At 44.2% G+C, this 14,465-nt stretch carries 15 protein-coding genes; 2 read left to right on the forward strand and 13 right to left on the reverse strand.

The features are described from left to right. Positions 1–6: 6 nt before the first annotated feature. Positions 7–1,128: an AI-2E family transporter gene (locus ACYVRS_RS05125; RefSeq protein WP_054116359.1), complete on the reverse strand. Its 1,122-nt coding sequence runs from the start codon at positions 1,126–1,128 to the stop codon at positions 7–9. Positions 1,129–1,264: 136 nt separating this feature from the next. Here ACYVRS_RS05125 and ACYVRS_RS05130 point away from each other — a divergent pair, with 136 nt between their 5' ends. Further along, positions 1,265–1,702 (forward strand): GNAT family N-acetyltransferase, encoded by a 438-nt coding sequence (locus tag ACYVRS_RS05130; RefSeq protein WP_312500038.1) that lies wholly within the window; start codon positions 1,265–1,267, stop codon positions 1,700–1,702. Between the two features lie 63 nt (positions 1,703–1,765). Here ACYVRS_RS05130 and ACYVRS_RS05135 read toward each other — a convergent pair whose 3' ends face one another. The 4 genes from ACYVRS_RS05135 to recX all read right to left on the reverse strand — a co-directional run bounded on the left by ACYVRS_RS05135 (position 1,766) and on the right by recX (position 5,490). After that, the gene (locus tag ACYVRS_RS05135; RefSeq protein ID WP_461202774.1) at positions 1,766–2,728 is read right to left on the reverse strand and encodes an N-acetylmuramoyl-L-alanine amidase family protein; all 963 of its coding nucleotides are present in this window, start codon (positions 2,726–2,728) and stop codon (positions 1,766–1,768) included. A gap of 193 nt (positions 2,729–2,921) precedes the next feature. Continuing rightward, positions 2,922–3,455: a nucleoside tri-diphosphate phosphatase gene (gene ntdP, locus ACYVRS_RS05140; RefSeq protein WP_054116362.1), complete on the reverse strand. Its 534-nt coding sequence runs from the start codon at positions 3,453–3,455 to the stop codon at positions 2,922–2,924. Between the two features lie 93 nt (positions 3,456–3,548). After that, a complete protein-coding gene (mutY, locus tag ACYVRS_RS05145; RefSeq protein WP_461202776.1) occupies positions 3,549–4,703 on the reverse strand; it encodes an A/G-specific adenine glycosylase in 1,155 nt (384 codons plus the stop codon). Beyond that, positions 4,696–5,490: a recombination regulator RecX gene (gene recX / locus ACYVRS_RS05150; protein WP_461202778.1), complete on the reverse strand. Its 795-nt coding sequence runs from the start codon at positions 5,488–5,490 to the stop codon at positions 4,696–4,698. Before recX ends, mutY begins: the two co-directional genes overlap by 8 nt. Before the next feature lie 112 nt (positions 5,491–5,602). On the opposite strand from recX, the gene rlmD reads away from it, so the two are divergent. Beyond that, on the forward strand, positions 5,603–6,979 hold the full coding sequence (gene rlmD / locus ACYVRS_RS05155; RefSeq protein WP_312498918.1) for a 23S rRNA (uracil(1939)-C(5))-methyltransferase RlmD: 1,377 nt from the start codon (positions 5,603–5,605) through the stop codon (positions 6,977–6,979). Positions 6,980–7,056: 77 nt separating this feature from the next. Here rlmD and hisIE read toward each other — a convergent pair whose 3' ends face one another. Genes hisIE through hisG form a run of 8 tightly spaced genes read right to left on the reverse strand, consistent with a single transcriptional unit; the run spans position 7,057 to position 14,342 of the window. After that, entirely contained in the window at positions 7,057–7,695 is a 639-nt protein-coding gene (gene hisIE / locus ACYVRS_RS05160; protein WP_461202780.1) for a bifunctional phosphoribosyl-AMP cyclohydrolase/phosphoribosyl-ATP diphosphatase HisIE, read from the reverse strand. A gap of 22 nt (positions 7,696–7,717) precedes the next feature. Beyond that, positions 7,718–8,473, reverse strand: a complete 756-nt coding sequence (gene hisF, locus ACYVRS_RS05165; protein ID WP_461197610.1) for an imidazole glycerol phosphate synthase subunit HisF — start codon at positions 8,471–8,473, stop codon at positions 7,718–7,720. Beyond that, a complete protein-coding gene (gene hisA, locus ACYVRS_RS05170; RefSeq protein WP_461197611.1) occupies positions 8,470–9,207 on the reverse strand; it encodes a 1-(5-phosphoribosyl)-5-[(5-phosphoribosylamino)methylideneamino]imidazole-4-carboxamide isomerase in 738 nt (245 codons plus the stop codon). The genes hisF and hisA overlap by 4 nt, the downstream gene beginning before the upstream one ends. Continuing rightward, on the reverse strand, positions 9,204–9,830 hold the full coding sequence (hisH, locus tag ACYVRS_RS05175; RefSeq protein ID WP_313540259.1) for an imidazole glycerol phosphate synthase subunit HisH: 627 nt from the start codon (positions 9,828–9,830) through the stop codon (positions 9,204–9,206). Before hisH ends, hisA begins: the two co-directional genes overlap by 4 nt. Before the next feature lie 24 nt (positions 9,831–9,854). Next, entirely contained in the window at positions 9,855–10,445 is a 591-nt protein-coding gene (hisB, locus tag ACYVRS_RS05180) for an imidazoleglycerol-phosphate dehydratase HisB (RefSeq protein WP_461202782.1), read from the reverse strand. Then, positions 10,442–11,500 (reverse strand): histidinol-phosphate transaminase, encoded by a 1,059-nt coding sequence (gene hisC / locus ACYVRS_RS05185; protein ID WP_461202783.1) that lies wholly within the window; start codon positions 11,498–11,500, stop codon positions 10,442–10,444. The genes hisB and hisC overlap by 4 nt, the downstream gene beginning before the upstream one ends. Continuing rightward, entirely contained in the window at positions 11,497–12,774 is a 1,278-nt protein-coding gene (hisD, locus tag ACYVRS_RS05190) for a histidinol dehydrogenase (protein WP_461203126.1), read from the reverse strand. Before hisD ends, hisC begins: the two co-directional genes overlap by 4 nt. Next, positions 12,774–14,342 (reverse strand): ATP phosphoribosyltransferase, encoded by a 1,569-nt coding sequence (gene hisG, locus ACYVRS_RS05195; RefSeq protein ID WP_461202785.1) that lies wholly within the window; start codon positions 14,340–14,342, stop codon positions 12,774–12,776. The genes hisD and hisG overlap by 1 nt, the downstream gene beginning before the upstream one ends. Positions 14,343–14,465 lie beyond the last annotated feature (123 nt).

Raw genomic sequence — 14,465 nt, forward strand, 5'->3', positions numbered from 1 at the left:
CATCAGTCATCCATTTTCAAATAAGCGTTCTTGATTCTTTTTACTTTTGTCATCTCGTACAAGTCGAACAATAAAAATAACGATGGTTCGACAAATCGCATAAAAAGGAACCCCTAAAAAGATCCCTAACAGCCCAGCCAGATTGCCGGCAACCAATAAGACTAAAATAATCGTTAACGGATGGATCGCTAAAGATTTGCCAATCACATTAGGATAAATGATATTTCCGTCTAGTTGTTGAACGATCAACACCACCAAACAGCAGAGCAATGCGCGAAACGGTTCATCAAAGATCGTGACGAGCACCGCTGGGATCAAACCGAGATATGGCCCAAGATAGGGAATCAGATTGGTGATCCCTGCGATCACACCAAAAAGAAAAGCATAATTGACACCTAAGATCCAATAACCAATAAAAGTAAATGTCCCAACAAAAATACATTCGATGGCTTGACCGCTAATATAATTCGACAGCGTCTTATTCAGATCATTCAACAGGCCAACGATTTGCTCCCGCCTTTTTTCAGGAAAGACTGACTGAATATTCGGTACCAATTTCTCACCATCTTTCAGCATGTAGAACAAAATGAAAGGAACTGTCACGATGATCATCGTGGCAGAAGCGATCGTTCCAACGATCGACCCTAAACTTGTCGATACACCGCTTAAAAACTGTTGAATGATCGAGCCATAAGAAAGATTCAAGTTTTCAAGCTGCTGTGCAATATCGATCTGTTGAAAAATCGGGTCATCAGCTAAAGAATAGATCCAACTTTCCATGTTACGGGCAAAGCTAGGAATATTTTCAGCCAACTGTGAGATTTGATTGACCAGATTAGGGATAAAGCTAAAAAACATCAAAACGATCGCGCCCAGCAAAAGAAAAAGCACACTGATCACGGCAAATACTCGTTTCATTTTGATTGTCTTCATCAGAAAGACAACGATTGGATTCAGTAAATAGTATAGAAACCCCGCAATCAAGACCGGGGCAAATAATGTAGAAAAGAACGTTCCTAATGGTGCAAACAAGAAATTGATTTTACTCAAAACGAAAACAAGTGTGACGATAACCAAAGACTCTAATGACCAAAAGAACAGTTTTGATTGTTTGATTTTATCGAACAAAAAATTCCCTCCTTTTTTCTACATTATAGAATACTTCTGCAAAAAAAGCTTGCGACTTTAGAAGGAAAAAGTTATTTTAATATAAAAAATGCTATACTAATAAAAAAACAAGAAAAACGTGTTGAGGTGAAGGAACATGCATGTTGCACAAACAAAAGATACATTAAGCGATATCTACCTAGCTTCTTTGAAAATCAGAAATACGGTCTTTGTCAAAGAACAAGGCGTGCCGCTCTCATTAGAAGTCGATGAAAACGAAGCACTGGCGATCCACTTTGTTTTATATGATGATCAGAATCAAGCTGTTGCAACTTTACGCTTCTTGCCAATCAGTGATCAAGTAATGAAATTACAACGCATGGCAGTGCCCAAAAGCCATCGTGGCCATGGGTATGGACGAATCTTGATCGAAGGCGCCGAAACATTTGCGCGAAACCACCGCGTCGAGAAAATCACACTAGGCGCGCAATTGACCGCGAAAGAGTTTTATCAAAAATTAGGCTATCAGCCTGAAGGTGATATTTTCTTAGATGCGGACATGCCTCATATCAAAATGACGAAAGTATTGGCTTAATCAAAATAATCCAGGTCGGACTATCAATAGTCAAACGTGGATTTTTTTGGTTGCAACTGAACCTCAATTCGCCGCAACCATCTCTTTCAATGCTGCAAGCAAACCTGAGGCAACTTGTGCCGCGTATCCGTCCGAAGTGATCACCTGCAGATCGTGGTCGCTATTCAAATAACCCAATTCAATCAAAATCGCTGGAACATATTGTTCGCGAATCACAAAATAGTTGCCGAAACGTGACCCATTACTGACCAAGTCAACGTGAGAGACCAACTGATCAGCAATCGTCGTCGCGATCGTTTCATAGAAAGGATAATAATAATAGACAGTAAACCCTTGATTGCCATTTGGCACATTGTAATTGTCATAATGAATACTCAGAAACAAGTCTGGTTCAGCCTCTAAAGAGATCGCTGTGATATCGGCTAAAGCTAGATATTGATCCTCTTGCCGGGTATAAGACACTTGCACGCCGGCATCACTTAGGGTTTGCCCGATCGTTAATATGGTCTGCAACGTCAGATCTTTTTCCATGATCGTGCCATCAGTAGACAAGGCACCGGAATCGCTGCCCCCATGTCCAGCATCTAAGACGATCTTGAGATCTGATAAGGTTTTGGGGGCATCGTTGATTGTCACTTCAGAGATCTCACCATTGGCTTGCGGAATGTAGCCAGTCAGCCCATCATCGGTTCTGATTTGGATCAAATCAGCCGTTTGAGACAAATACTCAACCCATGAACCCTGATGGACTTTCCCCACGACAGTGGTCATATCCGTTGTTTGATACAGTTGAACATAGTCGCTTTCGCTTTCCACCGTTGCGTCATAAAGAGATGGATCGACATAGATCTGAACTTTCTTTATTTTTTGCTGTGTTCTCGTCGTTGTTTCTGTCAAAGAGGACGTAGTGGTTTCTGTTGCCTCTTCACTTTGTTCCCCTTCGGAGGCATGCCTCGTTTTGACTACCAGCAACACAGTCACTGCTATCACCAAAATCAACGCGGCAAATAGTTTTGCTTTTTTCATTCTCAACATCCTTAATCGATTGCTGTTCTTCAGATTACCAATGATAGCTTAAACCAAACTTAACCTGCTCTTTTCATTATGGACCAAAAAACAAGCAGTGACCAAAGATACCCTCTATTCTCAGAGGAACAAAAAAACTCCAACCATTTCAGTTGAAGTTTCGCGGTTAAATGAGTAAGTCTACTCATTCGCCTTATTTTTGAGACAATTGCTTGTAGCGATCATACCAAATGTCCACATACCCTGGTGAAAAGGGGCCTTTGCCATTATTGATCCAATCTACTAAAATCTTGACATTTTCTTTTAAAATAAAGTCAGTGTCTTGCGGATATTGCATGATTTTGCTGTGCAATTCATATTCATCCACATCTAGTAAACGTTTCTCGCCATCGGGAAATACTTTGATATCAAGGTCATAATCGATATATTTCAAAGCCTCTTCATCAAGTAAATACGGTGAAGCAAGATTACAATAATAGGAAACCCCCTTTTCTCTAATCATTGCGATTACATTAAACCAGTATTTTTTATGAAAATATACAATTGCTGGTTCACGGGTAACCCAGCGTCTTCCATCTGATTCTGTCACCAATGTATGATCATTGACGCCAATCACTGAAAATTCGCTGGTCTTTAAGACCATCGTATCCCGCCACGTTCGATGCAAATTGCCATCATGTTTGTAACTTTGAATGCTTACAAACTCTCCTTCTTTTGGAACTCGCATAGCAACCCTTCCCTCAGCAAGTGACCTTGCGTTTTGTTTGGGTGTTCATTACACCGACATCGGTATAATTATAGCAATAAAAGACTCCTTTGCCTAGAAATCTTTATCGAGTTTCTGATATTTCTTTAATTGGGCAACTAATTTTTGCTGCGGCTTTGGAAAAACATACGTATCAAAAGCCTTTTCCTTGACCCACTCTCCTGATGCGGCCTCGAAAGATTGCCGCTTGACACCATAAAAAAGCAATATATGCCATTTTAAATGGGTGAACAAATGTGTGACCTCTCCAAAATGACGTTTTTGCCAAATGACTGGCCATTCAGGGAAAACATCCGGTGTCAGCTCTTCAGCAATCAAATCGAGCTGGCCGGGTTGTTCTGCTTTATCCCAGAGCGAAGCCAGATGCACGTACTCTTTTTTGGTGACTTCACGCAAGGGAAAATGCCACATCGATGCCAACAAGCCCGTTTCTGCACGCTGCGTCAGTAAAAATGACCCGTCATCTTCAATTGCACCTGCGACAAAATAGACATCTTTTGCTTTGGCTTTCTTAGATTTCACTGGATAATCCGTTTGTTTATTTTCCGCAAAAGCCAGACAATAACGACGAATTGGGCATTCTTCGCATTTAGGCGACGTTGGGGTACAAATGCTTGAACCCAGATCCATAAATGCTTGATTGAATTCCCCTGGTTCACTTTCTGACATGATCTGCCGCATCTTTTGATCGAAGATCGGCCGACTGCTGGCTTTGGCAATATCTGCATCAATACAAAACAAACGGCTAACAACCCGCATCACATTGCCATCAATGGCCGGTTCCGGTAAGCCGAAAGCAATACTGCCGATGGCCCCCGCTGTATAAGGACCAATTCCCTTGAGGGATCGGATATCTTCTACTGTTGCAGGCATTTTTCCATCATATAAAGCCACGATCTGTTGGGCAGCTGCTTTTAAGTTGCGGGCCCGAGAATAATAGCCTAATCCCTCCCAGACTTTTAAAAGTTTTTGTTCTTCTGCCTGGGCCAAAGCATCGATTGTTGGGAACTCTTCCATGAAGCGATAAAAGTAGCCAATCACCGTATCGACTCTGGTTTGCTGCAGCATGATTTCTGAGATCCAGATAGCATACGGATCATTGGTTGCCCGCCACGGCAAATTCCTTTTCTCTAAATGATACCAGTGTAAAAAGTCTTCTTGAAACCCGCTGATTTTTTCTTGAGACCAATCGAATTCCTGTTTACTCATCCATGACTTCCTCATCTAAAAATTGTTGAATATCTTCAATTGAAAAACCTTTTTGATACAACGCTTGTTTGATTTTCATTTTGCGCTTTATCAAAGGCAAGCGCTGATGGCGTCGAAGCAGACGGGCGCCTTCTTTTTGTAAGGCACTATCTTCTTGTTCTTGGTCCTTTTCCATCGGCAATTCATCAAGAATCATCTGAATCACTTGTTGCTGAAACCCTTTTTGCATCAAATGGAGTTTCAGTTTTTGGATCGTTTCCTTATGACTTTTGTTTTGGAAACGGCGCAATGCCTTTTCAGCAGTGTGATAGCCCACGTCAAATTGCAGCTCTTCGGTATATAGTGGCAAGACTTCTTGGATCACGGTTTCTTTCAAGCCCTTCTTTTTTAACTGCTGTCCGACGACGATCGGCCCTTTATCGCTGATCCTGATTTGGGTCCGAACGTAACTTTCTCCATAGATTTTGTCATCGATCAAGTTTAAGTCTTTTAAACGATCGATCACTAGCTGTCGATCGTGGCTGTCAATTTCCTTATCCTTGAGATATATCCGTACATCCATTTCAGAACGTAGTTGATAACTGATATAGTTCATTGCCTGTTGCAAGCCTAGATCGAACCCCGCACTTTTTTTGATTTCTTTGATCTCTTCTTTCGTGAGTTCTTTGCCTTTTAAAAGTCTGAAGCGAACAAGCAGATCTTCAGAGACCCTCAGTGTTTCCCCTTCCGATGTTTTCACTTCATAAAAAGGACCTTTGCCTTTATTGATTCGAATAATTGTTATCATTTCTTCACCTCGCGAACGTACATTCTATTTTAACATAAGTTTGGGGATAATCCCGCTAAAAGAATTCAATTTTTGTGGTAGAATAGGTTGAATACATATCAAAGGAGTTCCCATGGCAAACATTCAAGTTGAACTAGGACAAAAACTACAGTTAACCATCAAGCGATTGGGTATAAATGGAGAGGGCATCGGCTATTATAAAAAGCTGATCGTATTTGTTCCCCGCGTGCTTCCTGGTGAGCAAGTGATCGCCGAGGTGACCAAAGCCTCCCCGCGTTTCGCTGAGGCCAAAATGACCAAAATCATCAAAAAAAGCCAAGACCGCATCCAACCTCCCTGCAAATTCTATGATCGCTGCGGGGGATGCCAATTACAGCATTTGGTTTATGACAAGCAGTTGGATTTTAAAAAAGATCTATTGAAACAAGCCTTAGAAAAATTCAAACCGCAAGGCTACCGTCAATTCGAGTTACGTAATACCTTAGGGATGGACGAGCCTTGGCATTATCGCAACAAAGCCCAATTCCAGTTACGCTACAACGCCCAATCGAAACGTGTAGAGGCGGGTCTGTACGAAATGGAGTCCCATCGTCTGGTAGCGATCGATGACTGTCTGGTCCAAGAAAAAGATACGCAAATGGTCATCAATCGGGTCGTGCAATTATTGAACAAATACCAAATCCCCATTTACGACGAACGCAAAAACAGCGGCATCCTTCGGACATTGATGGTACGGGTGGGTGTCGCAACTGGCGAGATCCAACTGGTGTTTATCACCAATTCACCGAAATTGCCGCAAAAAAATGCACTGATTCGGGAAATCAATCAACGCATACCTGAAGTTGTCTCGATCATGCAAAATGTCCAAAGCAAAAAAACGTCATTGATCATGGGGGATGACACGATCCACCTTTGGGGCAAAGAAGCAATTGAGGAACGCTTGAACGAATTAACCTTTGACTTATCTGCCAGAGCCTTTTTCCAATTGAATCCGCAGCAAACCAGCATTCTTTATCAAGAAGGGATCAAAGCCCTTGCTCTGACAAAAGATGAAACCGTCGTTGATGCCTATTGTGGTGTCGGCACGATTGGCTTAAGTGTCGCCAAGCAAGCCAAAGAAGTTAGAGGAATGGACATCATTCCTCAAGCTATCGAGAATGCCAAAGAAAATGCCAAAAGAATTGGTGCAGCCAATACCCACTATGAAACAGGTACTGCTGAAGAATTGTTGCCAAAATGGTTTAAAGAAGGCTTTAAGCCAGACAGTATCATTGTTGACCCGCCGCGGACAGGCTTGGATGACAAATTACTGCAAGCAATCATCCAGCAGCCACCTAAAAAAATGGTGTATATTTCCTGCAACGTTTCGACCTTGGCTCGAGATCTGGTAAAATTGGCCACTGTCTTTCGCGTCGATTATCTGCAATCCGTCGATATGTTTCCTCAAACTGCACGATGCGAAGTCGTCGTTAAATTGACACGTCTTTGATTCAACATTAAAAGGCGAAGGGCGCCGAAACAGGCCCCTTCGCCTTTTGTGATGATTGAGATGATTGATAAGATGCTCTATTCTTGCCCTAGTCGTTCTTGTTTCACTTTATGATCCACGACATGGCGTTTAGACAACTCTGATTGGATCTCTGGAAAGGGAATATCCAGTTCAGCCAATAAAACCAGCAAGTGATAAATCAAATCCGCACTTTCATAGATCGTCTCTTCATGGTCTTTTTTCAACCCGGCAATAATGACCTCTGCTGCTTCTTCGCCAACTTTCTTTAAGATCTTTTCAAGGCCTTTTTCAAACAGATAACTGGTGTAACTTTCGGCTTGCGGTTCTTTTTTTCGTTGCAGGATCAAGTCGGATAAATCATTTAAAGATAAGAATTCCGCTTGCTTTTGATAGATAACCTTCGTAAAGCAACTCTCAGTCCCCAGATGACAAGCTGGCCCGTCTTTGATTACTTTAGCCACCAAAGCATCTTGGTCGCAGTCAGCAGTGAGTGTGACCAAATGTTGATAATTGCCGCTAGTTTCCCCTTTGCGCCACAATCCCTGTCGGCTGCGAGAATAAAATGTCAGCAATCCTTCATTCAATGTCAGCGTTAAACTCTCTTGATTCATATAAGCCAATGTCAGCACCTGATTTGTATAAAAATCTTGCACGATAACTGGTACCAAACCTTGGGTATCAAATTTGATATCCATTGTCACGCCTCTCTTTCTTCATTTAGATACGCATTGGCAGATCATTGGCCGCCAAATATTGTTTGAGTGGGCCAATCGCCACTTCCTGATAATGAAAAATCGATGCGGCCAATCCGGCATCGATGCCCGGCAATGCGAATAGTTCAAGAAAATCCTCCATCCTTCCTGCGCCGCCTGAGGCAATGATTGGCAGTGAGATACGTTCTGTTACACGCTGGAGCAAAGGCAGATCGAATCCACTTTTCACGCCGTCGGCATCCATACTATTGATGACCACTTCCCCTGCCCCATAAGCTTCACCTCTTTGCAACCACTCAAGCGCATCGATCCCCGTGTCTTTGCGACCGCCATGGGTAAAAACATGGTAGGCATCCCCGACTTTTTTGACATCTACACTGAGCACGACACATTGACTGCCATAACGTTTCGCAGCTTCTTTGATCAAGAGAGGATTGTTGACAGCGCCGGAATTGACACTGACCTTATCTGCCCCACACTGTAAGACGCGTTCAAAATCTTGAACTTGATTGATACCACCACCTACAGTTAATGGAATGAAGACTTCTGAAGCAGTGCGCTGTAAAATATCTGTGAACAATTTTCTGCCTTGCACTGAAGCCGTAATATCATAAAAGACCAATTCATCCGCACCTTGCTGGTTATAATAAGCAGCCAACGCTACTGGATCATGGACATCTTTCAAATCAGCAAAATTGACCCCTTTCACCACACGTCCATCTTGAACATCTAGACAGGGAATGATTCGCTTGGTGATCATCGCAGTTCCTCCTTTGTGGGCTTTCCGGAACGACGAAGCACTTCCCTCAACGAAAGGGAACCATTATAAAGTGCCTTGCCGATAATCACCCCTTCAACACCAATTGCCGCCAGTGTATCGATATCTGCTACACGCGCAACACCGCCGGAAGCAGTGATCGCTAAACCAGGGATCTTCTGCAAGTCTTGATACAAGGGACCATTGATGCCCAAACCGGTGCCATCTCTTTCGATTTCTGTATAGATGATTCGCTGGCATCCCCAAGACACGAGCTCTTGGCAAAAATCGCGGGCTGGGCGTTCTGTCCTGGTCTCCCAACCATCGACTGCGACCATTCCCTGTTTGGCATCCACACCGATCACGATCTTCTCCCCGTACTTGCGCAGTAACGCTTTGGTCAATTGCGGGTCTTTGGCCGCAATCGTGCCTAAGATCACCTGACTGACACCACAGTCCAGATAAGATTCTACGGCAGCTTGTGTACGAATACCGCCGCCAACTTCAACCTGCAAAGGGGTTGCTGACACGATTTTTTTGATCGTATCAAACTGGGCTTGCTGTCCATTGCGTGCACCATTCAAGTCAACCACATGTAAATGGGTTGCCCCTTGTTCACTAAAAGACTGTGCAAACACGATGGGATCCGTACCAAAAATTTCTCTTTGCTGATAATCCCCTTGCGTCAGGCGTACCACGTGGTCATCCAGTAAATCAATCGCTGGGTATATAATCATCCTTTATTCACCTCCGCAAAAGCCTTCAAAATCTTTAGGCCTGTATCTCCACTTTTTTCAGGATGAAACTGGGTACCATACACGTGACCCTGTTGGACGATGCCAGGAATCGATAGGCCATATTGACTGTCCGCTATCAGTGCTTCCTGACACTCAGTGGCATAGTAGCTGTGGACATAATAGACAAATGAATCTTGGCTGATATATTTCGTGATTGGCGATGATCGATGCTGTGCCAGCGTATTCCAGCCAATATGAGGAACTTTTAAATCGAGATGCTGGGCTTGAAATTGACTTTTCAATGATGTGATTTTTCCTTTGATCAAACCTAAGCCTAGATGTGAACCAAACTCTTCACTCTCTTCGAACAACAATTGCATCCCTAGACAAATCCCTAATAAGGGCGTGCCTTGTGCCACCTGGTTACGGATCACGGGGATCAATCCACTGCTGTCCAGCATCGCTTTGGCATCTCCAAAAGCACCGACACCAGGTAAGATCAACTGATCAGCGGCTTCTATTTCTGCCGCATCTTTAGAAATACAGGAAGCAATCCCTAAATGCTTGAGAGAACTCTGGATACTGAATACATTGCCTACACCATAGTCAACGATCGCCAACATGTGTGCCACCTCTTCTCTTTTTGATTATAAAATCGTGCCTTTGGTCGATGGAATGGCGTCGGGGGCTGTTTGATCAATCGCCACTGCTTGTGCTAACGCCCGACCAAACCCTTTGAAACATGCTTCAACGATATGATGGCTGTTTTTGCCGTCAATCTGATGCAAATGGATCGATGCCCCCAGTTCTCTAGCGAAGGCCACGAAAAATTCTTCCACAAGCTCGGTCGCAAAAGTGCCGATTTGTGGTGAAGGAATCGCTAAATCAACCACGGCTATCCCGCGACCACTGATGTCGATGGCACAGACGACCAATGCTTCATCCATTGGCAAATGAAATGAACCGTAGCGGAAGATGCCTCTGCGCTCCCCTAATGCCTCGGAAAATCCTCTTGCAATCACGATTGCTGCATCTTCGACAGTATGATGGGCATCGACATGTACATCGCCATCAACCGTCAGATCTAAATCAAAACGACCATGGCGTACAAACAATTCCATCATATGATCAAAAAAACCAACATGCGTGTCAATACGTTGTTTGCCGCTTCCATCAATCTGAAGCAGCATATCGATCTTCGTTTCTGTTGTATTTCTGGTGATCCGTGCTTCTCTCATCGAACTGCCTCCTTCAAAATCTGCTGCACAGACTGGACAAACCTATCCATTTGCGCGCTTGTACCAATCGTCACCCGCAAGTAGTGGTCAATCAGCGGATGATCGAACCATCGGACATAGATGCCGTCGGCTTTTAATTTTTCGAGAATTACTTTCGCGCTGACTTGCGGATGGGCGATGAACACAAAATTGGCAGCACTATCCGTGACTTGAAAACCCAATGACGTCAACTTGTGTTTCGTCCATTCTCTCACTTGAATAACTTTTTCAATTTGCGTATGGAAGTACCGATCATCCGCTAGCGCTGCCGCGCCGGCCGCAAGCGTCAGTGAATTGACATTATACGGATTGACGGCAAATTTCAACCGGTTCAAGTCAGCGATCAAGCTTGGATCCCCTACCGCATAACCCAAACGGGCACCGGCCAATTGCCGTGATTTAGAGAAGGTGCCTATGACCAATAAATTCGCATATTGCTTCGTATAAGCCACCATTGATTCTCCACCAAAATCAACATACGCTTCATCAATGATCACCAAACGTTCTGGGTCTTCTTTCACCAATTCCTCCAAGGCTGACGCAGAGAGCGTCAATCCGGTTGGGGCGTTCGGATTTGCGATGACGATGGTTTGAGTCAATGACCGATACAGATCTAAATCAAGGGTAAGATCCACCTTCAGCGGCACAACGTGTGTCTCGACTTGATACATATCGGCGAAAACTTGATAAAAACCATAGGTGATAGTGGGAAATACAACCCCCTTTGCCATAAACGCTTGAAATGCCAGTGACAAGACTTCATCACTGCCATTGCCGATAAACACTTCATCGATTGTCACATCGAAACGTTCCGCCAACGGGAGACGAACTTGCAGACAATCTGCGTCAGAATATTTGGCCAATTGTTGCGCTGCTGCTTGAACAGCTGCTGCAACGCCCGGAGCTGGCGGATAAGGATTCTCATTGGTATTCAATTTGATGATCGTTATTTGTTTCGGCTGCTCTCCTGGAACATATGGCACGAGATGCTGGTATTTAGGATTTAAAAAAGTCATGCGCCACCCTCCTTTCTGATAGCCATTGAACGCGCGTGCCCACTCAAGCCTTCTGCTTCTGCAAATTGAATCACAGATTCACAGACCGCTGCTGCGGTCTCAGGACTGTAATAGAGATAACTGCAGCGTTTCACGAAATCTTGTACAGAAAGACCTGAAGAAAAGCGGGCAGTTCCTTCTGTTGGCAAGGTATGGTTTGGTCCTGCAAGATAATCACCTAAAACTTCAGGTGTATGATGACCCAAAAAGGTGCTACCAGCATTGCGGACATAGCCTAAAAGCGCAAAGGGGTCAGCCACTGCCAATTCCAAATGTTCGGGTGCGATTTGATTGGCGATCGCCATGGCTTCTGGCAAATCACGGACGAGAATCAGTTTGCCATGATTGATCAAGGATTGTTCGGCGATCGTTTGGCGCGGCAAAGCAGCGACTTGTTCTTCGAGGGCATTTGCCACTTGATCGATCAATGCTGCTTCTGGCGTGACCAATATCGCTTGGGCTTGTATGTCATGTTCAGCTTGTGCCAGCAGATCAGCAGCAAGCCAACTAGGATCAGCTGTGTGATCGGCAACGATCAATACATCACTCGGACCTGCGATCGTATCGATACCAACGATACCATTCACTAATTTTTTTGCCGTTGCCACATAAATATTCCCCGGGCCAACGATTTTATCCACTGGTCGAATCGTCTCCGTACCATAGGTGAGTGCGGCAATCGCTTGGGCACCGCCGATCGGGTAAATCTCAGTGATACCAGCTAAATGAGCCGCAGCCAAGACGGCTGGCGTGATCTCCCCTTGTGCATTTGCCGGGGTCACCATCACGATTTCTTCCACCCCAGCAATCAAGGCCGGCAAGACAGTCATCAAGACAGTACTCGGATAAGCAGCCGTGCCGCCTGGAACATAGACACCCACACGTCTTAACGGAATAATCTGTTGCCCCATGACTTGACCAGGCTGCGATTGAATGAATCCTTGCTGCAGTTGTTGCTGATGAAACCTACTGATATTGCCTTTGGCTTGCTTCAATACAGCTGCAAGCTCAGGTGCTATTTCGTTGATTGCGGCCGCGATTTTTTCCGGCGGATACGCCAGATCGACCAATTGATGCCCGTCAAAACGCTTCGTAAAGTGCCGCAGTGCTTGGTCTCCCTCTCTTTGGACCGCTTCTAAAATCGCAGTCGTTTCCGCTACCACATTTTGCGTGCCATGGCTTTGCCGCTGCAAAATCTCGGTGATTGTCTGCTGACTGCTATCAAACCGTTTGATCATAAGTTATCCCCCACCTTTTGAATAAAATCTTGGATCGCAGCTTCTTTGAATCGCCAAGACACTGGATTGACGATCAAACGGGCAGAAGATTCCAAAAATTCTTGCAATACCACAAGATGATTTTCTTTCAACGTTGTGCCGGTCTCCACGATATCAACGATGACATCAGATAAATCTAATAAAGGCGCCAATTCGATTGATCCGTGAAGTTCGATCAACTCAATCGATTGTCTGATATCGTTATAGTAATGCCTGGTGATTTGCGGATATTTCGTTGCAACCCGCAATGGTCTAGTTGAGTCAGCCTGGAAGTCAGCTTTGCCAGCCACGACCATCTTGCATCTGCCAATCTTTAAATCTAGCACTTCCAAGACATCTGTTTCACCTTCCATCAAAACATCTAGACCTACCACACCAATATCTGCGGCTCCTCGATCAACGTATTGATCGACATCACTCGGTTTAACGAGAAAAAATCGAATCTTGTGGCGATCATCTTGAAAGATCAATTTGCGACTATCATCGAATAAACCAGCACTGACAAGACCTGCATCTACCAGCAACAGATAAATTGCCTTACCCATTCGGCCTTTCGGCAACGCAATATCCAAGTATTGATTAGTAACAGCTTCCTGTCGATGACTCTGACGATCGATCCCATTTAAATACATCCCAAACCCAATTGCACCTTGTTGTGCACCATGGGCTTTGAGCAAGTGATCGTACCTTCCTCCAAACAAGACAGCATGAGGAATCCCCTCCAGAAATCCTTGAAATAATAATCCACTATAATAATCCGTATCGTTGACGAAGGAAAAGTCCAAGCGCAGATCGATCGTTGCAGCTGCAGGACAATGGGCTTGCAGCTGGTCGTATAATGCAATCAATTCAACCATGGCTTGACGGGCTTTTGGAAAAGGTGTCACCAAAGACTCGACTTCAACAGCAACCTCTCGAAAAGAACCCGAAACAGTGGTCAAGCGAGTCAACGCCAATGTCAGATCTCGACTCAGCCCAGCTTGTTTACAGACGGCGCGCATCGTGTGAGGGCTTTTGGTTTGTAATGCCATCAATGCCCGTTTTTGCAAGCCATAAGGGGCAAATTGTGCCACAATATCTTCAACCAAACCAATATGAGAGATATCCAATGCTCCCTTACCAGCCACTGCTAAACTCTCCATCGCCAATTGAACCACCTGTGCTTCACTTTCAGCATCGATCTTGCCGATCATTTCTAAACCAATTTGGTTGATGCGTTTATATTCACCGTCTTTGCGATCATGCCGATAGACATCTTCATTGTAGTAGACTTTCCGAGCTTCTCCGATCGGGGTATTTTTGACGATCGATAAAGTCACATCAGGGTTCAATGCCATCAGCCGGCCATTGTTACCAGTAAATGTGATCGGATCTGAATTCGTCAAAAAAGCTTTATTTTGCAAATACAAATCATATTCTTCAAAGCTGCTCAATCGAAAAAGATGGAAGTGTCGATGCTCGTACAACTCCCTTAACTGAAGTGCAATGCGTTCTTCTGGACGTAAAATGTTCAATAAATCTTCCATCAAATGCTCCTTTCGATGCGCTGCCTAATGACAACTTGCAAAAATGTATTAAAAACATCTTAAATTTCTTTAAGTAAATAGTCAACATCAAATTTCAAATATCACATTTTGCATCAAGTTTTG

The sequence above is a fragment of the Enterococcus salsurae genome (assembly GCF_054784955.1).